This is a genomic window from uncultured Sphingomonas sp., from assembly GCF_937859915.1.
Taxonomy (GTDB): Bacteria; Pseudomonadota; Alphaproteobacteria; order Sphingomonadales; family Sphingomonadaceae; genus Solisphingomonas.
The window spans coordinates 1-22090 of the sequence record NZ_CALMAW010000046.1; the positions used below are offsets into that span (position 1 = coordinate 1).

Annotated in this window: 21 protein-coding genes; 14 read left to right on the forward strand and 7 right to left on the reverse strand. The window is 68.8% G+C overall.

Annotated elements, in window-relative coordinates; genetic code table 11:
• From Q0326_RS06525 to Q0326_RS06560, 8 genes are all read left to right on the forward strand, one after another.
• On the forward strand, nt 1–380 hold a 380-nt coding region (locus Q0326_RS06525), incomplete at its 5' end, for an efflux RND transporter permease subunit (protein ID WP_298688369.1).
• Nucleotides 377–1936, forward strand: coding sequence for an efflux transporter outer membrane subunit (locus Q0326_RS06530; RefSeq protein WP_298688371.1), 1560 nt, complete (start codon nt 377–379; stop codon nt 1934–1936). The genes Q0326_RS06525 and Q0326_RS06530, both read left to right, overlap by 4 nt.
• A gap of 61 nt (nt 1937–1997) precedes the next feature.
• Entirely contained in the window at nt 1998–2357 is a 360-nt protein-coding gene (locus Q0326_RS06535; RefSeq protein ID WP_298688428.1) for a LysR family transcriptional regulator, read from the forward strand.
• 65 nt (nt 2358–2422) lie between these two features.
• Nucleotides 2423–3208: a molybdate ABC transporter substrate-binding protein gene (modA, locus tag Q0326_RS06540; RefSeq protein ID WP_298688372.1), complete on the forward strand. Its 786-nt coding sequence runs from the start codon at nt 2423–2425 to the stop codon at nt 3206–3208.
• Nucleotides 3174–3911, forward strand: a complete 738-nt coding sequence (gene modB / locus Q0326_RS06545; protein WP_298688375.1) for a molybdate ABC transporter permease subunit — start codon at nt 3174–3176, stop codon at nt 3909–3911. The genes modA and modB overlap by 35 nt, the downstream gene beginning before the upstream one ends.
• Nucleotides 3901–4521, forward strand: coding sequence for an ATP-binding cassette domain-containing protein (locus Q0326_RS06550; protein ID WP_298688376.1), 621 nt, complete (start codon nt 3901–3903; stop codon nt 4519–4521). Before modB ends, Q0326_RS06550 begins: the two co-directional genes overlap by 11 nt.
• A gap of 219 nt (nt 4522–4740) precedes the next feature.
• Entirely contained in the window at nt 4741–7011 is a 2271-nt protein-coding gene (locus Q0326_RS06555; RefSeq protein WP_298688379.1) for an NADP-dependent malic enzyme, read from the forward strand.
• Between the two features lie 165 nt (nt 7012–7176).
• Entirely contained in the window at nt 7177–7539 is a 363-nt protein-coding gene (locus Q0326_RS06560) for a hypothetical protein (protein ID WP_298688381.1), read from the forward strand.
• Between the two features lie 24 nt (nt 7540–7563).
• Here Q0326_RS06560 and Q0326_RS06565 read toward each other — a convergent pair whose 3' ends face one another.
• From Q0326_RS06565 to Q0326_RS06575, 3 genes are all read right to left on the reverse strand, one after another.
• The gene (locus tag Q0326_RS06565; protein WP_298688383.1) at nt 7564–7839 is read right to left on the reverse strand and encodes a hypothetical protein; all 276 of its coding nucleotides are present in this window, start codon (nt 7837–7839) and stop codon (nt 7564–7566) included.
• 320 nt (nt 7840–8159) lie between these two features.
• Nucleotides 8160–9257 carry a DNA polymerase IV gene (dinB, locus tag Q0326_RS06570; protein ID WP_298688385.1) on the reverse strand — a complete coding sequence of 366 codons (1098 nt, stop codon included), beginning with the start codon at nt 9255–9257 and terminating at the stop codon, nt 8160–8162.
• Between the two features lie 21 nt (nt 9258–9278).
• Entirely contained in the window at nt 9279–10028 is a 750-nt protein-coding gene (locus Q0326_RS06575) for a Crp/Fnr family transcriptional regulator (protein WP_298688387.1), read from the reverse strand.
• 116 nt (nt 10029–10144) lie between these two features.
• Between Q0326_RS06575 and Q0326_RS06580 the strand changes: the two genes are divergently transcribed.
• Nucleotides 10145–10414 (forward strand): hypothetical protein, encoded by a 270-nt coding sequence (locus Q0326_RS06580; RefSeq protein ID WP_298688389.1) that lies wholly within the window; start codon nt 10145–10147, stop codon nt 10412–10414.
• Here Q0326_RS06580 and Q0326_RS06585 read toward each other — a convergent pair.
• A complete protein-coding gene (locus Q0326_RS06585) occupies nt 10362–11300 on the reverse strand; it encodes a YihY/virulence factor BrkB family protein (protein ID WP_298688391.1) in 939 nt (312 codons plus the stop codon). The two genes, Q0326_RS06580 and Q0326_RS06585, sit on opposite strands and share 53 nt — an antisense overlap.
• A 224-nt stretch (nt 11301–11524) precedes the next feature.
• Here Q0326_RS06585 and Q0326_RS06590 point away from each other — a divergent pair, with 224 nt between their 5' ends.
• Together Q0326_RS06590 and Q0326_RS06595 are read left to right on the forward strand one after the other, a co-directional pair.
• Nucleotides 11525–13537 (forward strand): BamA/TamA family outer membrane protein, encoded by a 2013-nt coding sequence (locus Q0326_RS06590; RefSeq protein WP_298688393.1) that lies wholly within the window; start codon nt 11525–11527, stop codon nt 13535–13537.
• The gene (locus Q0326_RS06595; protein WP_298688396.1) at nt 13537–17724 is read left to right on the forward strand and encodes a translocation/assembly module TamB domain-containing protein; all 4188 of its coding nucleotides are present in this window, start codon (nt 13537–13539) and stop codon (nt 17722–17724) included. Before Q0326_RS06590 ends, Q0326_RS06595 begins: the two co-directional genes overlap by 1 nt.
• Nucleotides 17725–17954: 230 nt before the next feature.
• Here Q0326_RS06595 and Q0326_RS06600 read toward each other — a convergent pair whose 3' ends face one another.
• Both Q0326_RS06600 and Q0326_RS06605 read right to left on the reverse strand, forming a co-directional pair.
• The gene (locus Q0326_RS06600) at nt 17955–18668 is read right to left on the reverse strand and encodes an endonuclease/exonuclease/phosphatase family protein (protein WP_298688398.1); all 714 of its coding nucleotides are present in this window, start codon (nt 18666–18668) and stop codon (nt 17955–17957) included.
• A complete protein-coding gene (locus Q0326_RS06605; RefSeq protein ID WP_298688400.1) occupies nt 18665–19021 on the reverse strand; it encodes a CsbD family protein in 357 nt (118 codons plus the stop codon). The genes Q0326_RS06600 and Q0326_RS06605 overlap by 4 nt, the downstream gene beginning before the upstream one ends.
• Nucleotides 19022–19121: 100 nt before the next feature.
• Between Q0326_RS06605 and Q0326_RS06610 the strand changes: the two genes are divergently transcribed.
• Nucleotides 19122–19463, forward strand: a complete 342-nt coding sequence (locus Q0326_RS06610) for a hypothetical protein (protein WP_298688403.1) — start codon at nt 19122–19124, stop codon at nt 19461–19463.
• A gap of 36 nt (nt 19464–19499) precedes the next feature.
• Here Q0326_RS06610 and Q0326_RS06615 read toward each other — a convergent pair whose 3' ends face one another.
• Nucleotides 19500–20978, reverse strand: coding sequence for an ATP-binding protein (locus tag Q0326_RS06615; RefSeq protein WP_298688405.1), 1479 nt, complete (start codon nt 20976–20978; stop codon nt 19500–19502).
• Between the two features lie 254 nt (nt 20979–21232).
• On the opposite strand from Q0326_RS06615, the gene Q0326_RS06620 reads away from it, so the two are divergent.
• Together Q0326_RS06620 and Q0326_RS06625 are read left to right on the forward strand one after the other, a co-directional pair.
• Nucleotides 21233–21373 (forward strand): hypothetical protein, encoded by a 141-nt coding sequence (locus Q0326_RS06620; RefSeq protein ID WP_298688407.1) that lies wholly within the window; start codon nt 21233–21235, stop codon nt 21371–21373.
• 111 nt (nt 21374–21484) lie between these two features.
• Nucleotides 21485–22036 (forward strand): YkgJ family cysteine cluster protein, encoded by a 552-nt coding sequence (locus tag Q0326_RS06625; protein ID WP_298688409.1) that lies wholly within the window; start codon nt 21485–21487, stop codon nt 22034–22036.
• The last annotated feature ends 54 nt before the right edge of the window (nt 22037–22090 follow it).

The following is a 22090-nucleotide window of genomic DNA, read 5'->3' on the forward strand; positions in this document are numbered from 1 at the left end:
TCGCGCTGATCGGCGTCTTCCTGCTGCTCGGCATCGTCAAGAAGAACGCGATCCTGATCATCGATTTCGCGATCCATGCGCAGCGCGAGCGCGGCCTGTCCGCACAGGAGGCCGCGCGCGAGGCGAGCCTGCTGCGCTTCCGCCCGATCCTGATGACGACGCTGGCGGCGGCGCTCGGCGCGGTGCCGCTCGCGATCGGCTTCGGCGAGGGCGCCGAGCTGCGTCGCCCGCTCGGCGTCGCGATCATCGGCGGGCTGATCGCCAGCCAATTGCTCACCCTCATCACGACGCCCGTCGTCTATGTCTGCCTCGATCGCCTCGCCAACCGGCGGAAGAACCGACGCCGGCGCCAGCCCCGCTTGAACGAGTTGCCCGCATGACCAGACCGTTCCGCCTCCTGCCGCTGTTCGCCCTGCTCGGCGGCTGCTCGCTCGCGCCGCATTATGTGCGGCCCGGCCTGTCGGCACCACAAAGCTGGAAGACCGCGCCCGGTTGGCAGCAGGCGACGCCCGCCGACGGCGCGCCGCGCTCGGACTGGTGGACGGGTTTCGGCGACGCCGCGCTCAACGACCTCATCGTCCGCGCGGTCGCGCACAACCAGACGGTCGCGCAGGCCGCGGCGACCTATCGCGAGGCGGTCGCGACCACCCGCGAGGCGCATGCTAGCCTGTTCCCGACGATCAGCGCCAACGGCACCGTGACGCACACGCATTCGGGTTCTGGCAGCGTCATCAACGGCGACACGATCAGCACCGGCAGCACCACGGGCACGACGGGAACTGGCACGACGACCGGCACCGGCACGACCGGCACGACGACATCGGGCACGGTCAGCCGCGGCTCGAGCTCGACCAACTATCATCTTAGCCTTGCCGGGACCTGGACTCCTGATTTCTTCGGGAGCTTGCTCAACACCGAGCGCAACGCAAGCCTGACCGAGCAGGCGCGGCTTGCCGACCTCGCCAATGCCCGGCTCGCGCTCGAGGGCGAACTCGTCACCGACTATCTCAGCCTGCGCGCCGCCGACGCGATGATCGCCAGCCTCACGGCGACGACCGCCGCCTATCAGCGCTCGCTCACCGTCGCGACCAACCAATATAATGCCGGCATCGTCGCGCGCACGGACGTGTTCCAGGCACAGTCGCAGCTCGCCTCCGCGCAGTCCGATCTCGAGGGCGAGAAGCGCACGCGCGCGCAGTTCGAGGATGCGATCGCGGTGTCCGTCGGCGAGAACCCGGCCGGGTTCACCATTCCTGCGCTCGGCATGGCCTGGGCGCCGGTCACGCCGGTGGTGCCCGAGCTGCTGCCGGGCACGCTGGTCGAGCGCCGCCCCGACGTCGCCTCCGCCGAACGCCAGGTCGCCGCCGCCAACGCGCAGATCGGCGTCGCCAAGGCCGCCTTCTTCCCGACCGTCAGCCTGTCGGGCAGCGGCGGGTTCGAGAACAACTCGCTCTCCGGCCTGTTCAGCTCGGGCGCGACCCTGTGGTCGCTGGGCGCGCAGGTCGCCGAGACGCTGATCGATTTCGGGGCGCGCAAGGCCCGGCTCGCCGAGGCGCGCGCCGCCTATGATGCGACCGTCGCCAATTACCGGCAGGTGACGCTGACCGCCTTCCAGGATGTGCAGGACGACCTGATCGCGAGCCAGATCCTGACCCGCCAGGAGGCGCTGCTCCGCCAGGCCTCGATCGCGGCCGACAAGAGCGAGGCGTCGATCCGCAACCAATATCAGGCGGGCACGGTCGTTTATACCGACGTCGTGACCGCGCAGGCGACCGCCCTGACCGCCCGCCGCGCACTGATCCAGGCGCAGAGCGATCGCCAAAACGCCGCCGTCGCGCTGATCCAAGCGCTCGGCGGCGGCTGGGCCGACAGCGACCTGTCGCGCAGCTCGGCGGATGCGCTCGCGGCGACGGCGAAGCCCGCGCCGCAGCCCTGATGATCAACGGGCGGATCTGCGTGCACGTTTTTCGAGCGATCCGGATCGCCTTCGGTCCGTCATGCTGAAGCTCAAGGCGCAGCTCTTCTGCGGCGACGAGATCGCGATCGGGCCGGGTAAGGCCGCGCTGCTCGACGCGATCGCGCTTCACGGCTCGATTTCGGCGGCCGCGCGCGCGATCGGGATGAGCTACAGGCGGGCCTGGCTGCTCGTCGACACGATGAACCGCTGCTGGACCGAGCCGCTGGTCGAGACCGCGGCGGGCGGCAGCAAGGGCGGCGGCGCGCGGATATCGGAGGCCGGACGGGCGGTGCTGGCCGAGTATCGCGCGCTCGAGCTGGCCATCGAATCTGCGGCTGTCACGCAGGACAGACGGCTCGACCTACGCATGCGGGCGGTTCCGCTCGCGCCCAAGGCATGAACCGCACGGCATTGCCTCGCGCGTCGTATCGCGCCATGCATAGCGTCAATCTACCGGAGCCCGCCATGCGCCTGACGTCTCGCTGCCTGTCCCTGCTGCTGTCGCTATGCGCCGCCGTCTCGCTGAGCGCCGCCGCGTCCGCGAAGCCGCCGCTGGTGCTTGCGGCCGCCAGCCTGCAGGAATCGCTCAACGCCGCGGCCGACGCCTGGGCGGCCAAGCATCACGAGCGGCCGGTGCTGTCGTTCGCGGCGTCCTCGGCGCTCGCCAAGCAGATCGACGCGGGCGCGCCGGCCGACCTGTTCATCTCGGCCGATGAGCCCTGGATGGACGACATCCAGAAGAATGGCTTCGTTGCCCCCGGCACGCGCGTCTCCTTCCTCGGCAACACGCTGGTGCTGGCTGCGCCTGCCGCCAGCAAGGGCGACATCGCGATCCGGCCGGGCTTTCCGCTCGCCAAGGTGCTGGGCGACGGCAAGCTTGCGATGGCCGACCCGGATTCGGTGCCCGCCGGCAAATATGGCAAGGCCGCGCTGACCGCGCTCGGCGTGTGGCCGAGCGTCCAGGCCAGGGTGGTTCGCGGCGACAGCGTGCGTGCGGCGCTTGCCTTCGTCGAACGCGGCGAGGCGCCGTACGGTATCGTCTACGGCACCGACGCGCTGTCGTCGAAGGCGGTGCGGATCGCCGGCGTCTTTCCGTCGTCGAGCCATGTCCCGATCACCTATCCGATCGCACGGCTCGCCGGCTCGACCAACCGCGACGCCGAGGCGTTCCGGCTGTTCCTGATCTCCGCGCAAGGCCGCGCGATCTTCCGTCATTATGGCTTCCTGCCGCACACACCGCAGGCGCTCTGACCGGGTGTTGCTGTCGCCTGACGAGTGGCAGATCGTCGGCCTGTCGCTCAAGGTCAGCGGCGTCGCGGTCGCGCTGACGCTGCCGGTCGCGTTCGGGCTCGCCTATCTGCTCGCGCGCGGCAAGTTTCCGGGCAAGATCCTCTTGGACGCGCTGGTCTATCTGCCGCTGGTGCTGCCGCCGGTGGTGACCGGCTGGCTGCTGCTGATCGGCTTCGGGCTGCGCGGGCCGATCGGCAGCCGGGTGCACGACTGGTTCGGGCTGACGCTGATCTTCCGCTGGACGGGCGCGGCACTGGCGGCGGGGATCATGGCGCTGCCGCTGATGGTGCGCGCGATGCGGCTGTCGATCGAGGCGGTCGACCGCCGCATCGAGGGTGCGGCGCGGACGCTGGGTGCCTCGGACTGGCGGGTGTTCTGGACGATCACCGTGCCGCTCGCGCTGCCGGGGATCCTGGCGGGCATCGTGCTCGGCTTCGCGCGCTCGATCGGCGAGTTCGGGGCGACGATCACCTTCGTCTCCAACATCCCGGGCGAGACGCAGACGCTGCCGATCGCGATCTACGCGGCGCTGCAGGTGCCAGGATCGGACGCGATCGTGACGCGGCTCGCGCTGATCTCGGTGGTGCTGTCGCTCGGGGCGCTGATCGTCTCGGAACTGCTGGCGCGCCGCGCCGGCGTGGGGCGGGGCGGCCATGTCCTTTGACATCGACGTGTGCCGGCGGATGGGGCCGGACGCCGAGGTCGCGCTGCGCTTCGCATCGGGCGCAGGGCTGACCGCGCTGTTCGGGCCGTCCGGGGCGGGCAAGACCAGCCTGCTGTCGATGGTCGCGGGCCTGCTGCGCCCCGATGCCGGGCATATCCGCGTCGCCGGGGAGACCGTGTTCGACGCGGCCGCCGGCATCGATGTGCCGACGGCACGGCGTTTCGCCGGCTATGTCTTCCAGGACGCGCGACTGTTCCCGCATCTGCGCGTCCGCGCCAATCTGCGCTACGGGATGCGCCGCGCGACCGAGCAGACGATGACGCTCGACGAGATGGCGGCCTTCCTCGGCATCGCGCCGCTGCTCGACCGCTGGCCGCGCAGCCTGTCGGGGGGCGAGGCGCAGCGCGTCGCGATCGGCCGCGCGCTGCTGTCGGGCCCGCGTTTCCTGCTGATGGACGAGCCGCTCGCCGCGCTCGACCATGCTCGCCGCGGCGAGGTGATGGGTCTGATCGAGCGGGTGCGCGACGAACTCGGCCTGCCGATCCTCTACGTCAGCCACGACCGCGGCGAGGTCGACCGGCTCGCCGCGACCGTCGTGGAGATGCGGTGACGTCTCCGTTTCCCTATCGGGGAGAGGGGCGGGGTGAAGGGGAGGCGGCGGGCAGGCGTCGCATTCCCTGCATCGGCTGGAACCCTTCACCCAACCCTCTCCCTATGGGAGAGAGCTTTCGGTGGCCGCCACCCGCCATCCCGAATGTTCAGACGACGGGTTCACCCGCACCGACGAGGCCGCTAAGGGGGCGCATCGCGCGCTGCCCGAGGAGCTGACATGGACGAGACCTTCCGCCAGGCGGCATTGAACTATCATCGCCATCCCCGGCCCGGCAAGCTCACCATCGAGCCGACCAAGCGGATGGAGACGCAGCGCGATCTCGCGCTCGCTTACTCGCCCGGCGTCGCCGCGCCCTGCCTCGAGATCGCCGCCGACCCGGACAAGGCGCGCGACTATACCGCGCGCGCCAATCTCGTCGCGGTGATCACCAACGGCACCGCGGTGCTCGGCCTCGGCAACATCGGCGCGCTCGCCTCCAAGCCGGTGATGGAGGGCAAGGCCGTGCTCTTCAAGAAGTTTGCCGGGATCGACGTGTTCGACATCGAGGTCGACGCCAGCGACCCCGATCATTTCGTCGAGGTGGTGGCGGCGCTCGAGCCGACCTTCGGCGCGATCAACCTCGAGGACATCAAGGCGCCCGAATGTTTCGCGATCGAGGAGAAGCTGCGCGCGCGGATGAACATCCCGGTGTTTCACGACGACCAGCACGGCACCGCGATCGTCTGCGCCGCCGCGGTCCGCAACGGGCTGCTGCTGCAGGGCAAGAGGCTCGCCGACGTCAAGGTCGTGACCAGTGGCGCCGGCGCGGCGGCGATGGCCTGCGTGCGGCTGATGATCGCGATGGGCCTGCCCCACGACAATGTCACGCTCACCGACATCAACGGCGTCGTCCACAAGGGCCGCGAAGGCCTCACCCCCGAGCTCGAGCCGTTCGCGCGCGACACCAATGCGCGGACGCTGGGCGACGTGCTGGCGGGCGCCGACGTGTTCCTCGGCCTGTCGGCACCGCGCGTGCTGAAGGAGGAGTGGCTGCCGCTGCTCGCCGACAAGCCGCTGATCCTGGCGCTCGCCAATCCCGAGCCCGAGGTGCTGCCCGAGGTGGTCGCGCGCATCCGCCCCGATGCGATCATCGCCACCGGCCGGTCGGACTATCCCAACCAGGTCAACAACGTCCTTTGCTTCCCCTACATCTTCCGCGGTGCGCTCGACTGTGGTGCTACCGAGATCAACGCGGCGATGGAGCTCGCCTGCGTCGAGGCGATCGCCGAGCTCGCGCGGATCGAGCCCGACGAGACGGTGGCGCGCGCCTATGGCGGCGCGCAGCTGCTGTTCGGGCCCGAGCATATCATTCCCAAGCCGTTCGATCCCCGGCTCGCGCTGCTGATCGCGCCCGCCGTCGCCCGCGCGGCGATGGCGACCGGCGTCGCCCGCCATCCGATCGACGATTTCGCCGATTATGAGCGTCAGCTCCAGCGCTTCGCCTATCGTTCGGGCCAATTGATGCACCCGGTGTTCGAGCAGGCGCGCTCGACGCTGAAGAGGGTCGCCTATGCCGAGGGCGAGGACGAGCGCGTGCTGCGCGCCGCGCAGGTCGTGATCGACGAGCGGCTCGCCCGGCCAGTGCTGATCGCCCGCCGCGACATGGTGTCGGCGCGGATCGCCAAGCTCGGCCTCAGGATGAAGATCGACGAGGATTTCGAGATCGTCGACCCGCTCGCCGATGAGACGATTATCCCGCGCTTGATGGAAAGCTATGTCGCGCTGGTCGAGCGCCGCGGCGTGACTCCGGCTGCCGCACGGATGCGCGTCCGTCGCCGGCCGGCGATCGCTGCGGCCATGCTGCTCCACGAAGGGCTGGTCGATGCCGCGCTGTGCGGAGGCACCGCCGACTGGTGGCAGCAGACCGGCGACATCCTGCCGATCATCCCGCGGCTGCCCGGGCTCAACCGCGTCTATGCGCTGTCGGCGCTGATCGTCGGCGAACAGACGCTGTTTTTCTGCGACACGCACATGAACGTCGATCCGACCGCCGAAGAGGTCGCCGAGATGACGCTGCTTGCCGCCGATGCGGTGCGGCGTTTCGGCATCGTTCCGAAGGCGGCGCTGCTCAGTCACAGCAATTTCGGGGCGTCCAATTCGCCCTCGGCCAAGAAGATGCGGCACGCGCTGCAGCTGGTGCGCTCCGATGCGCCCGAGCTCGAGATCGACGGTGAGATGCACGCCGATGCCGCGTTGGCACCGGCGTTGCGCGAACTGATGGTCGGGTCGAGCCGGCTCGAGGGCTCGGCCAATCTGCTGGTCATGCCGACGCTCGATGCGGCCAATATCGCGTTCACGCTGCTCGCTGCAACCACCGACGCGCTGCCCGTGGGGCCGATGCTGCTCGGCATGTCGCAGCCGATCCACGTGTTGACCGCGAGCGCGACCGCCCGCGGCATCGTCAACATGACCGCTTTGGCGGCGTCGGGCGATGCACCAGGGGAGTGAAGGACAATTCCCCCGCAGCCATTCGAAGGCATTGCTGCGGGCGCCGTAAGTCGTCGACGTGATCGATCCAATATTGGTCGGATATGTCTGCAGTGCAACGAAGGTTCAATGTCTGGCTGTTAGGGTTCGGAAGGAAGCGCGGAACCGCGATCCGAGGAGAGAATGATGCCGGCCTTTGACGTGAGTAGAACCTCAGACGAAGATATCATCCTTTGTCGGATCTACCGCTTCCTGGCGGATAGCGAGGCGGAGCTATTGGTGGCGGCGTTGTCCCCGCTGATCACGACGTCGCGGCGACACCATCGGCCGATCCGCATGTTGTTAGATAACCGGCAGGGCGCGGTATTCTCGGCCAAGGCGGCGCACGCTTTGATGCTGCTGCGCGAGGCGCGCGACGATCGGGACCGCACCGCCGTCCTCGTCTCGGACAATATCAACAAATTGCAGGCCAAGAGAACCGCGGGACCAGGAACCGAGGTGTTCGTCTCGGAACCCGAAGCAATGCAGTGGCTGCAGGCCTCGGCCTGATCGGCCGCCCGCCGCGGGGCCCGCCTATTTGGGATCGCGCCACCCGGAAAGCAGCCCCGCCTTCAGCGACGCGTGGGCGCGCATCGTCCTGAACAACCGCAATTCGTCCGCATTCTGCCGGACCACCTCGAGCGGCTCGACATCGCGATGAAAGCGTAGCCCGGCGAAGTCGATCCCGGTCCAGGCGACCGTTGCGACGACGTCGAGGCTCCGCGCGCGCAGCACGACCTCATGGCCGGGCATGGGCAGGTCGCATCCCTTGATCAGCGCGCCACAGCGCGAGATGTTCGAAATCATCACGGGTAACGCCTTTCGGTGGCGGACGATGAGTTCGCCGGAAAAGCTCGTTGGATAGCGCAAGGATCGACGCGAATCCGGAATCGCTTTGATGCTAGCTGCCGCCATTGAATTATCCTATGTCAATCAGGCCTTTAGTCTAACCCGTTCGACAACAAGGAGATCAGCCGGGAGTTCCGGAAAATAAATCAAGATTAGTATAGTTGATCTGGTATAGTTAACAGAATGGGAATCGCGGTCAGCGATATCGTATGCAAATCCCGATTGGGCATCGCGGCCAATCTGCGTGCGTCGGCCATGTTGCTCTTCGCCTGATCCGGCGACTACTCGAGCGCGAGACCGAGCTGCGCGTCGCCCGCGTCCTCGGCCTGATCGAGCGCGGACAGGGTCAGCCCGAGCAAGCGCACCGGCAGCGCGACCGGGCAGAGAGCGAGCATCAACGCCTTGCCGACCGCGGCAAATTGCGCGCGATCGACGACGGGCTCGGCGAAGCTTTTCGCGCGCGTGATCTGGCGAAAATCCGAATATTTGACCTTAAGCGTCACCGTCCGCCCGCGCGACTGCGACGCCTCGATCCGCGGCCACACGGTCTCGACGATGCCGTCGAGCGCCTCGAGCAGGTCGGTCGGGCTGCGCAGATCGACGAAGAAGGTATTTTCCGCACCGACCGATTTGCGGATGCGATCGGGGCGCACCGGGCGGTCGTCGAGACCGCGCGCCGCGTCATAGAGATAGCCGCCCCAACTGCCGAAGGTCGCCAGCAGCCAGTCGCGCGATTTGGCGCGCAGGTCGGCGCCGGTCTCGATGCCGAGGCGCGTCATCTTCTCCGCGGTCTTGGGGCCGACGCCGTGAAAGCGCTTGACCGGCAGCGCCGCGACGAAGCCCGGCCCCCGCGCCGGGGTGATCACGCACTGGCCGTCGGGCTTGTTCTGGTCCGAGGCGATCTTGGCGATGAACTTATTGTAGGAGACGCCCGCCGAGGCGGTCAGTCCGGTCTCGGCCTTGATCGCGGCGCGGATCGCGAGCGCGGTGGCGGTGGCGCTGCCGATGCCGGCATGGTCCTCGGTGACGTCGAGATAGGCCTCGTCCAGCGACAGCGGTTCGATCAGCGCGGTGTAGCGCGCGAAGATCGCGCGGATCTGGCGTGAGACCTCGCGATAGACTTCGAAGCGCGGCCGCACGAAGACGAGATCGGGGCACAGCCGCCGCGCCGTCACCGAGGGCATCGCCGAGCGCACGCCGAACGTCCGTGCCTCGTAGCTGGCCGCTGCCACCACGCCGCGCTCGCGCGACCCGCCGACCGCGACCGGCAGCCCGCGCAACGCCGGGTCGTCGCGCTGCTCGCACGACGCGTAGAAGGCGTCCATGTCGACATGGATGATCCGTCGGACGGGCAGGGCGTCGGTCACGGGATCGGCCACGGGGCGCGCGTCGCTGCCATGCTAGAGATGCAGGTCGCTCGGCCCCTCGAGATGAAGATAGGTCGTGTCGAACTCGCCGATCGCCACCAGTGCCTTCCAGTCGAAGATCGTGATCGACCGACCACCGAAGGCGATCAGGCCTTCAGCGCGCAGCTTGGCCATGACGCGGTTGGTGTGGATCGGCGTGACCCCGAGCGCATCGGCAAGGTCGGTCTGCGTCAGCGGCAGCTCGAAGCTGGCGCCATTGACCAGGCCGACCCGCTTGAGCCGCACCGCCAGCTCGCAGAACAGATGCGCGGTGCGCGCGCGGGTATCGCGCCGCCCGTTGTTGAGCAGAGCCTCGCGCTGGATCGAGGCGTCGAGCAGCGTATCGTACCAAAAGGCGCGGGCGAGCGCCGGATGATCCTCGGCGGTACGCAGGATGGCGTCGTGCGGGATCAGCACGACGGTGGTGTTGCGTACCGTCTCGATGGTGTGGTCGGCGACCTTGAACAGCACGGTGTGGAGGTCGACCATATCGCCGGGGACATGGAAGGAGATGATCTGCCGCCGGCCGCTCGCCGCCACCTTGGACCGATAGACGATGCCCTCGACGACGGTGCAGCAATGCGTCGGCCGCTCGCCTTCCTCGACGATGCGCGCACGCGCGGCGGTCTGGACGAGCTTCTGCGGCAGGCCGGTGAGCGCCGCGCGCTCGGTGGGCGTGAGCGCATCGCGGGTCTCGATCTTGTCGATGAAGCGATCGAGATAATGGCTGACCGTCGTGTGCATCACCGTCTGTATAACCGGGGGTTGGCCTGCCCTCAACCATGGCGATGATGCCGGCCGAGGGGCACGGTGGAACCGCCGCGCAGGCGGCGCGTCTGGCGCGGGCAAGGAGAATAGGCATGCTCGAATCGTTGGTGAAGTCGGTGCTGGTCGGCGCGGTTCAGAAGGGAACCGGAATTCCGCAGGGCGGGGCGGTCTCAACCACGCTGATCACGACGGGGGTCTCGCTCATGCTGATCCGCGGCCGGCGCCCAGTCGGGCTCGCGCTCGCCGTCGCCGGCGGTCTGATGCGGTGGCACGAGCTCGAGCAGGAGCGCCTCGCCGCGCAAGTGATGCTCAGGCGATCGGCTGCCGTCGGCGATGCTTCTGTGGCCACAGCACGGCGTTGACGGTCGCGCCGAGCAGGATCGCATAGGCAGAGACATAGAACCACATCAACAGCACGACCACGGCGCTGAGCGAGCCGTAGGTCGCGTTGTAATTGCCGAAGCGCGAGACGTAGAAGCCCAGGCCGACGGTCGCTGCCAGCCAGAGCAGCGTCGCGAGGCCGGATCCCATGCTGATCCACTGCCAGCCCGACGGCGCGCGATTGGGCCCGAAGCGATAGGCGCCGCCGATCGTCGCGCTGGCGAGCAGCGCAGCGACGAGCCAGGTGCCGAGCTTTATACCGGCAAGCGCGATCGGGCCGAGCCCGACGAGGATGGTCTCGAGCCACCCCAGGATCGTCGCGGCCAGCAGCCCGGTGATCGCGACGGCGACCGCGCCGACGATGATCGCCATCGAGACCACGATCCCCATCACGAAGCTGCGCGGATGATCCTGCTGGCCGTAGATCACGTTGAGCGCGGTCATCACGGAGGTCGAGGCGCGTGTCGCACCATAGACCGCGAACAGCAGCGCGAGCAGCAGGCCGAACCCGGTCTTGCCCGACGAGGCGGTCACCACCGCGACCAACTGGTCGAGGATCAGTTTCGCAGCGTCCTTGGGCACGATCGAGACGATCGTGCGGATATGGTCGGCGATCGTCGCAGGATCGGCGATCAGCCCGTAGCTCAGGATCACCGCGCCGAGCAGCGGGACCAGCGACAGGAAGCAGTAGAAGGCGACGCCGGCCGCCATCAGCGTGATATTGTCCTCCCCCATCTTGGTCCACAGCCTGCCGAAGAAGCCCACCGTCGCGGTCTCGGCATGATGGGCATAATGTCTGGCCTGTTGCAGCCGGCCGTCATGGCTATGGTCTGCCGTGGGGGGAAGGATGGCCTGGTCGTCCTGCATCGCGCGTCAACCCGCGACGTCATGATTATGTCCGTCCGACCGCGCGTCCGGGTCCTTTTTACGGGAACCCGCATCGACATTCGGCGTTGGTGGGCCGGGAATAATGCGTCGAACGACGCCGTCGGGGGACTAGGGGTTTGCGTTCAGGGTGTGAGGACCAATTGCGGCCCGGAGTCCCCGTGCGTCTTTCTCTTAGCGTCTCCGTCTTGGCCGTCGCGCTGGCCGTGGCCGGCTCTGCCTCCGCCCGTCGGGCCGATCCACCGGCCGATCAGCCGCAGCAGGCCGTCGATCCGGCAACCGATCCCGCGTTCAATGCTGCCCTGCCGTTGCTCGACAGCGTCACGGCGCCGCCCGCCGTTCCCGCCGCGTCGTCGATTGAACCGGCGACCACCGCGTCGGTCGCCGACCCGGCGCTTTCGCAACCGCTGCCGCCGCTCGCCGGGTTCGATCCGACCCCCGACACCAGCAAGGCCAAGGTGCCGAGCCACGAAGATACCCGCATCCGCTACACGATGCAGGTCGACGGGCTGAAGAAGCTCGGCCTCGAGGCGCAGTTCCGCAGTCTCTCCGAACTCGAGCTTGGCAAGAAGAAGGCGGCCAACGCCGCGCAGGTCGCCGCGCGCGCGACCGACGACGTCCAGCTGGCCGAACGGCTGCTGCGCGCCGAGGGCTATTATGACGGCGCCGCCTCGTCCACGGTCACCACGGTCAAGGACCAGCCCGGTCAGATCGTCGCGACGATCAGCGTGACGCCCGGCCCGCGCTACACCGTCGCCAGGATCGCGATCACCCAGGCCGACCCCGATCCGACCGCCCGCGCGATGACCGCGCTGACCACGCAGCTCAAGGTCGGTGCGCCGATCCGTTCGATCGCGGTCGAGGGCGGTGAGGCGCAGATCTCGCTGGCGCTCCCGCAGCAAGGCTATCCCTTCGCCAAGGTCGGCCAGCGCGACATCCTCCTCGACGGCGACACGCACAGCGGCGACTATACGCTGCCGCTGACCGCGGGGCCGAGATCGACCTTCGGCGGCCTGCAGACCAAGGGCGATCCGATCTTCTCCGTGAAGCATCTGGACGTCTTCCCGCGTTTCGAACGCGGCCAGGTCTATGACGCGCGGATTACCGACGATCTGCGCCAGGCGCTGGTCGGCACGGGCCTGTTCTCGACGGTCGCGATCGAGCCGGTCGACACTGGCACCAAGGCGCCCGACGGCACCGAGGTGGTCGATCTGCTCGTCACCCAGGCCAAGGGCCCGTGGCACGCCTGGGCGGGGCAGGTCGGCTATGGCACCGGCCAGGGCATATTGGGCACGGTCAGCTGGACCGACCGCAACCTCTTCCCGCCCGAGGGCGCGCTGATCCCGGCGCTGACCGTCGGCACGCAGGAACAGGGCGCCAATCTCACCTATCGCCGCTCCAACGCGGGTCAGCGCGACAAGACCTTCCAGATCACCGGCGGCTTCGATCGCAGCGACTATGACGCCTACCAGGCCCGCACCTTCTCGCTCGCGGTCAACTGGTCGCGGCAGAGCACGCCGATCTGGCAGAAGCGCTGGACCTACACCTATGGCGCCGAGATCCTCGAGACCGACGAGCAGGGCGCTGCGCTCAACGCCACCGATCCGCGGCCCTATCGCACCTATGAGATCGCCGCGCTCCCCGTCGAAGTTCAATATGACCGCTCGAACAGCCTCCTGGATCCGACGCGCGGCTACCGACTGCTCGTCCGCGTCAGCCCGGAGGCGTCGATCCGCTCGGGGGTCAAGGGCTATGCCCGGCTGACCGCGCAGGGCACCACCTATCTGCCGCTCGGCAAGTCGATCGTGCTCGCCGGCCGCGCGATGGTCAATTCGATCGAAGGCGTCAGCGACATCAGCGAGATCGCGCCATCGCGCCGGATCTACGCCGGCGGCGGCGGATCGGTGCGCGGCTTCGGCTATCAGCAGCTCGGCCCCAAGGACGCGCAGAACAATCCGATCGGGGGCCTGACCTCGACCGAACTCGCCTTCGAGGCGCGCTACCGCTTCGGCAATTTCGGCATCGTGCCCTTCCTTGACGCCGGCCGCGTCGGCTCCAGCTCGACGCCGGGGTTCAGCGGACTACGCTACGGCACCGGCATCGGCGGGCGCTATTACACCAATTTCGGGCCGCTGCGCTTCGACATCGCGACCCCGATCAAGCGCCAGCCGGGGGAATCGAAGATCGCGCTCTACATCTCGATCGGGCAGGCCTTTTGATGACCGACGAGCAAGATACTGTGGCGATCGGGCGCCGTCCGCTGGCGGTGCGCATCGCCAAATGGGTGGCGATCGTCGTCGCAGCGCTGGCGTTGCTGGTGGTCGCGCTGATCGTCGGGCTCAACACGAGCCCGGGCAAGCGCTTCATCGCCGGGCAGCTCGCGGGCTATACGACCGCGTCGGGGATCAACGTCCATGTCGGCGAGATCGAGGGATCGATCTACGGCCACATGATCCTCCACGATCTCGAGGTGCGAGACGCCAAGGGCGCATTCCTGACCGCGCCCGCGATCGACATCCACTGGCATCCCTTCGCCTACATCCACAGCAAGATCGACCTCGACAGCGTCACCGCGGCCGAAGTGCGGATGCTGCGCAACCCGGCGCTGAAACCGGTGCCCAGCGATCCCAATGCGCCGACGATCCCCGACATCGACCTGACGCTCGGCCACCTCCATGTCGACCGCTTCCTGCTCGAGCCGCCGGTGACGGGGCAACGCCACATCGTCCGCATCGACGGCGGCGCGGTGATCGCCGACCGCCGCGCGCAGCTCACCGTCGATGCCGACGCGCTGGTCGCGCCGGGCGTCAAGGGTGGCGACACGCTCCACCTCCGCATCGACGCAGTGCCGTCGCAGGACCGGCTGCTCGTCGACGTCAAGCTCGCGGCACCCGCCGGCGGCGTCGTCGACAGCTATGCCAAGCTGGGCCGATCGCTGACGCTGTCGGTCGGCGGGCAGGGCGACTGGCAGCATTGGCAGGGCCTCGCCTCGGCGACCGCGGGCGGCCAGCCGCTGATGAACGTCGCGCTGACCGCACACGACGGCAGCTTCGGCGCCAAGGGCGGGGTGATGCCCGGCATCCTGCTCAGCGGCCCCGCCGCACGGATGACCGAGCCGGCGATCCACATCGACGCCACCACCACGCTCGACAAGCGCCGCGCCACTACGACGATCGCGCTGTCCTCCTCGGCCTTCGTGGCACAAGCGCAGGGGCTGCTCGACTTCGCGCAGAGCCGCTTCGGCAATTTCAAGCTGCAGGCGCGGCTGCTCACCCCCGGCGCGATCGCGCCCAATCTGGCCGGCCGCAACGTCGCGGTGACCGCCGCGCTCGACGGCCCATTCGCGACGCCGAGCATCGCCTACAAGCTCTCCGCCGACGTGATCTCCTTCGGTGCCAACGGCATCGAGGGCCTCGTCGCTGAGGGCAATGCGACCGTGGGCAAGAAGATCCTGGTGCCTATTCACGCGACCGCACGTCGCGTCACCGGGCTCAATGCGGCGGCCGGTGGCCTCGTCACCAACCTCAAGGTCGACGGCGACATCGCCTATGCGAACGGCCAGGTCTTCCCGGACAATCTGCATCTGCGTTCGGACCGGATCGATGCCACCGCGCTCGTCCTCGCCGATCTGACGCGCGGCACCTACACCGGCGCGCTCAGGGGCAAGGTCAACGACTATGCCATCAACGGCCTCGGACGGATCAATCTCGTCACTGATGCCAGGCTCGTCACCGCCCCCGGCGGCGGGTTCGGGATCAAGGGCCATGTCCGCGTCGTCACGCGCAAGATCACCAACGCCAGCCTGGCCCAACAGCTTGGCGGCAATGCGCTGATCACCGCCGATGTCGGCTATGATCCCAAGGGCGGCGCCAGCGTCACCAATTTGCGACTGACCGCGCCCGACCTGCGCATCACCGACGGCGCCGGCAGCTACCGCCTCGCCGACGGCGCGATCCGCTTCCGCGCCGACGCCTGGTCGCGGACCTATGGCCCCGCCAATGTCGTCGCGAGCGGGACGGTCGCCAATCCGGTGGTCGTGCTCAAGGCGGCGCATCCCGGTGTCGGCATCGGCCTCGCCAATCTCGACGCGACGCTGACCGGCTCGGCGGCGGGCTATCTCGTCCGCGCGCGCGGCGGGTCCGACTATGGGGCGTTCACCGCCGACGTACTCGTCCGCGCCGGCAAGGGGCCGCTCGCAATCGACATCCACCAAGTCCTGATTGCGGGGATCGGCGTCCACGGCAGCATCGTCCAGACCGGGGCGGGGCCGTTTGCCGGCACGCTGTTCGTCGCGGGCTCGGGCCTCAACGGCCAGGTCGCGCTGGCGGCGGCTGGCAAGAACCAGAAGGCCGACGTCGCCCTCACCGCCAATGGCGCCAAGCTGCCCGGCAAGACGCCGATCACGATCGGATCGGGTCTGGTGCGCGCGACGCTGGTGATGCTGCCGGGCGGCCCTTCCGTGGTCGGCTCCGCCGCGCTCGTCGACCTGCGCTACAGCACGCTGCTGCTCCATTCGGCGCGGGCGAAGATCAATTACGCCGGCGGGCGCGGGCAGGCGGCGCTGACCGCCTCGGGCACCAGCGGCGTACCGTTCGACGTCGCCGCGCAGGCCGCCTTCACGCCGCAGCGCATCCTCGCCAATCTGCGCGGATCCGCGAACGGCATCGCCTTCCACCTCGCGCAGCCCGCGACCGTCCTCGTCCAGGGCAAGGACTATATCCTCCAGCCGGCGACGCTGGTGCTGCCGCAGGGCAGCGTCGACCTGTCGGGTCGCTACGGCGCGACCACCCAGGCACACGCCCGGCTCAACGGCATGGACCTGTCGATCGCGCAGGCGTTCGCGCCGACGCTCGGGCTCGGCGGCAGGGCGACCGGCACCGTCGATCTCTCGATGCACGGCGCGGCGATCCCCGACGTCCGCGCGCGGCTCGACATCGCCGGCTTCACGCGCACCGGCGCGCTCGTGATCTCCGACCCCGTCGACATCGCGATGCTCGGCACGCTGGGCAGCGGCGGCGGCGCGGTCAACGCGCTGATCCGGCGCAATGGCGGGGACATCGGCCGCATCCAGGTCCGCACCGGTCCGGTCGCGAGCACGGCGGCGCTGATGCAGGCGGCGATCAGCGGCGGCATCCGCTACAACGGCCCCGCCGAAGTGCTGTGGACGCTGACCGGCATCGGCGGCCAGACGCTCGCCGGCCCGATCGCGATCGGCGCAGACTTTTCCGGGCGCGTCGGTGCACCGCAGGTCACCGGGGTGATCCGCGCCAACCAGCTGCGCTACGAGAATAGCACCACCGGCACGACGATCACCGACATCGCGATCGACGGCCGCTTCACCCAGTCGCAATTCCAGCTCAACCGCTTCTCGGGCAAGGCCGGCCCGGGCACGGTGCAGGCCTCGGGCAGCGTCGGCTTCGCCGCCGACAGCGGCTTTCCGATCGCGATTACGGCGACGCTCGACCGTGCCCAGCTCGCGCATTCGGACTCGATCGGCGCGACCGTCTCGGGCTCGGTCGCGGTGACCAACGGCAAGGCGGCCGGCGGCCTGATCAAGGGCGACCTCAAGCTGCAGGAGCTGCGCTATGCGATCCCCAAGACCAAGGCGTCCGACGTCACCGACCTGACCGGGGTACGGCGCAAGGGCGCGACCCCGCAGCAGACCGCCGCGGCCGCCGGCCCGGCGCCGAGCAATTGGAAGCTCGACATCGGCGTCACCGCCGAGAACAAGCTGTTCGTCTCCGGCATGGGCCTCGAGTCCGAATGGAGCACGCACATGCATGTCGGCGGCACCGCGGTCGCGCCCAGCGTCGTCGGCAAGCTGCAGGTCGTGCGCGGCACTTACACCTTCTCGGGCCGCCGGCTCGATCTCGCCGACACCAGCACCGTGCAGTTCAACGGCCCGCTGCTCGATCCCGATCTCAACATCTCGGCCAACACGACCGTCGAGGGGGTCACCGCGATCATCAACATCGGCGGCAATGCCGAGCATCCGCAGATCACCTTCACCTCGACCCCGACGCTGCCGCAGGACGAGGTGCTGTCGCGGTTGCTGTTCGGCAGCTCGGTGACGTCGCTGACCGCGAGCCAGGCGCTGCAGCTTGCCGCGGCGCTCAACTCGCTACGGTCCGGCGGCGGCGGCGACGGAGCGCTGGGCAAATTGCGCAGCTCGACCGGGCTCGACCGGCTGCGCGTGCTGGGCGCGGACAAGACGACCGGGCAGGGCACCTCCCTCGCGGCAGGCAAATATATTTCGAACAATATCTATGTCGAGGTGGTCACCGACGCGAAGGGCTTCACCCAGACCCAGCTGACGATCGCGCTGTCCAAGGCGCTGAGCATTCTCAGCCAGGCGGGCGGCACGACGGGGCCCGCGGTGACGCTCAAATATTCGAAGCAATATTGAGGGTTGGGGAGGAGACACCACCACCCCTTCCTTGTCGTCCCGGCGAAAGCCGGGACCCATAGATCCGGTACCGTCGGTGGCTTAGCGCAAAGGCCTAATGCACATGTCGTGTCTGCCATCCGCGTGCAGAGCAAGCGCGCCGCCGTCCATGGTCCCGGCTTTCGCCGGGATGACGAAGGGGTGCGGGTTGTCGTGAAGGAATCAGCGTAACGTAACGTGGTTTTCCGGTGCTACCGCACCCCGATCGTCGCCCAGATCGGGAGATGGTCGCTTGCCCATTTCGCCTGCGGCGAATGATGCGTTCCCGCGTCGAGCACGGACAGGTCGGGGGTCGCCATGATCCGATCGAGCCGTGCGATCGGGCGGCGGGCGTGGAAGCTGGGGCCGGTCGGCGCGAAACCGAAATGCGTCGCGAAATCGCGCAGGCAGCCGCCCGCCGGGCTCCATTCGTTGAGGTCGCCCATCAGCACCGTCGGCATGCCGTGCGCGCAGCCGTCGACATGCGCGATGATCGCGCGGGCCTGCTTGCGGCGCCACAGGCCCGACAGGTCGAGATGCATGCCGATCACGCGCAGCCTCTGCGCGCCGATCGCCAGCTCGGTCATCACCGCGCCGCGCGGTTCGAGCGTCGGCAGGTCGAGCGGGCGGTGGTCGACGATCTCGATGTCGCGCCTGACCAGGATCGCGTTGCCGTGCCAGCCCATTCCGCCGGGGCGGATTTCATAAGGTACGGCGCGATAGGGTGTCTGCGCGATCAGTTCGAACGGAATCGCGCTGAGCCGCGCGCCGACCCGCCTGTCCGCTTCCTGCAGGCAGACGATGTCGGCGTCGATCTCGGCGAGCACGGACAGGATGCGATCAGGTCGCCTTTGCCTGTCCGTGCCGATGCACTTGCGGATATTATAGCTCGCGACCTTGATCGGCCGCGACGACGCATGGGTCACGCGTCGGTCTTGCTCCGGCGGCCGAACGCCAGCCAGCCAATCGCTGCGCCGACGACGCCGGCCGCGATCAGGATCAGCGCGGTGTTGTCGCCGGTGGTGCGGGTCACGACCGCGGCGCCGCGGCGTACATAGTCGCGTCCGGTGTCGACTGCGTCGCGCGCCGCCGGGGTCGCGTCGTCGATCAGATCCTTCACCTTGTCGCGCACCTTGCCATAGCCGTCCTGCACGGTGCCGACCGCCTGGTTGAGCTTGCCCTTGGCATCGAGCTGGTCGTCATTGGTAACGCCGCCGATTGCCTCCTGGACAGTGCCGACGACTTTCTTGGTGGTGCCTTCGATCCGGTCTTCGTTCATGTGCGTTTCCTTCCCTTGGATATGGCCTATCGGCGTAACGAACGCCCGAACCGGGCACAGGGTTCGCCGATGCGGGCTCGAAACGAAAGGAACCGACGAAATGCATCTCTGGAAGGCCAATGCGATCGCGCTGCTGCTCGCGGTGCCGGCGATGGCGGCCCCGGTCGGCACGGCCAACCCGTTCAATGCCAAGCTGATGGCGCTCAAGCTGGCGGACCAGCAGGGCGCGCTCAGCCGCGCGATCGTCGACGACGGGCAACGCTGCGGCCGGCTGACCAAGAGCGCCTATCGCGGGCCCTATGGCAATCTCGGCATGTGGGTGGCGACGTGCAAGCCGGGCGGCGACTTCGCCGTGTTCACGGGGCCCGACGGCAGCGTGCAGGTCCGCCCGTGCGGCGACCTCGCGGCGCTGAAGCTACCCGCGTGCGGCAAGATCGAGTAAGGCGAGCGCCCTAAACCCGGAGGGCAGCAGTTTGCGCTACGCCTCGGCCGAGGCTCGCTCCGAGACCGCGGTGGTCCAGCCCAGCGCGGGCAGCGCGATAGCGCGGCCGCCGCGCAGGTCGATGCGCACGACGATCGCGCCCTGCGCCTCGAGAAAGCTGAGCAGCCGACGCGCGCGACCGGTCGAATGGCTGCCATAGACGCGCGCGATCGCCGCATCGCTGGGGCAGGGCGCGCGATCGAGCGCGGCGCGGGCGATCAGCAGGAAGACGCCGCGCGCATCCTCGGGCAACAGCTCCGCCTCGCGCGCGGCGTCGGCCATCGGATCGTCCTCGCCGATCCCCGCATAGAGCCCGGCACGAGCCAGCGACAGTCGGGTCCGGAACGCGGCAAGGTCGAGCTTCGAATCGGCCAAGCCGCGCATCCGGCAGCGCACCGCGAAATCCTGGAACAGCACCGCGGCGGGGCGAAAGCTCTCGCCCTCGTCGGCGATGATCTCGGCGAGACACGCCGCAACGATCGTCGCGCTGTCCGCCGCGCTGGGTTCGGGCCGTGCGCGCGGATCGTCGACCGGTGCCGCCGGCGCCTCGATCGCGCGGAGCAGTTGCTCCATGCTCGGGCGGGGCGGCGGAGGCGGCGCGGGCATCGGCAGATCGAGCTCAGTCGGCGTCTCGAACAGCGCGGCGCGGGTCTGCTCGTCCGGCATGGTCGGCATCGGCATCAGTTTCGGCGAGGCGCTGCGCGCCGAGGTCTCGACCGCGCCGATCCGGATCGCCAGCGGCCGGCGCGACAGCGCGGGGCCGAGCGCGATGAAATGGCCGCGCGCGAGGTCGCGGAACTGCTCCGCCTGGCGGCGTTCCAGACCTAGCAAATCGGCGGCGCGCGCCATGTCGATGTCGAGGAAGGTGCGGCCCATCAGGAAGTTGGAGGCCTCGGCGGCGACGTTCTTGGCCAGCTTGGCGAGCCGCTGCGTCGCGATCACGCCGGCGAGCCCGCGCTTGCGGCCGCGGCACATCAGGTTCGTCATCGCCCCCAGCGACAGCCGCCGCACCTCGTCGGACACCTCGCCGGCGACGGCCGGCGCGAACAGCTGCGCCTCGTCGACGACGACCAGCGCCGGATACCAATGTTCGCGCGGCGCATCGAACAGCGTCGAGAGGAAGGTCGCCGCCGCGCGCATCTGGCCCTCGCTCTCGAGCCCTTCGAGCGTCAGCACCACCGAGACGCGCTGTTCGCGTACGCGCAGCGCCAGCCGCCGAAGTTCGACCTCGCTGTGCGCGCCGCCATCGACGACGATATGGCCGAAGCGATCGGCAAGCGTGACGAAATCGCCCTCGGGATCGACGATCACCTGCTGCACCCACGGCGCGCTGCCCTCGAGCAGACGGCGCAGCAGATGCGACTTCCCCGAGCCCGAATTGCCCTGCACGAGCAAGCGGGTGGCGAGCAATTCCTCGAGGTCCATCCCGGCGGTCGCGCCGTCCGGCGTGGTGCCCATGTCGACGGCAACGGTCATCGCACTGCTCTTAGGAGACGCGGCGGCGAGCGCAAGCGAGTCGCGCCGAACGGTGCGCACCGGCTTCGACACGACAGCGCGTCCGGATAGGGACGCGGACGGGGCTGACGGACCTGATGTGTGTCAATCTCGACGCGGAGACGGCCCTCGCCGGGGATCGCGGTGCGCCGGATGTCGGGCTTGAACGCCGCTGGAAACATGCTGTCGGCAGCTACGGTGGTCGCCCGATGATCGGGCGGATAGGGAGAAATATCGTGAAGACCATCCAGACCCTCGCCGCGACCGCGCTGCTCGCCGCGGTCGGCTTGGCCGCCGCCGCCGATGCGCGCCCGCTGCCGCATCGCCATTGCACGACGACCTTCGTCCACCATCACAAGGTGACCCGCTGCCGCTGATCGCGCGCACCCCGTGGCGGCGTCATGTCGCCGCGGGGCCCGTCCCCGGATGCCGTCGCGCGCCGACGGTTTCCGTTTGTCATCTTCTGCGCGATCCCGCACATCCCGCCGATGCCACCGCCGATCGACCTGGAAGCCGCCTTTTTGGGCCCGCTTGTCGCCGGGCGCACGTGCGGCGACTGCACGATCTGCTGCACCGTGCTCCGCATCGACACCGCCGAACTGGACAAGCCCGCCGGAACGCCGTGCGTCCACACCAACGGTCTGGGCTGCGCGATCCACGCGACACGCCCGCAGCTGTGCCGCGCCTGGTTCTGCGGCTGGCGGCGGATGGCGACGATGCCGGCCGCCGCCAGACCCGATCGATCCGGGCTGCTGGTCTCGCTCGATTATGAGAAAAGCCCGCGCAACTGCCTCGAGGGCGTGGCGATCGTCGTCCGATCGCTGACCGGCCGCGCCGCGTTCGAAGGACGACTAGCCGAAGATCTGCTCGATGCGCTGTGCGGGCAGTTGGTGCCGGTCTGGCTTCACGACGGCGCGCAGAAGGTGCTGGTCCACCCCGATGGGGAGATCGCTGCCTTCATTTTCTCGGGCGAGCCGCCGCCGGCGGACCTGCGCGACGAGGTCGCGGCGTGGCGGTCGCGCTATGCAATGTTCGGCTGAGAGCGCGGGCGAAGGCGGCGGACGGGTGCCATGCCGCCGCGCCCGCGCCTGAAA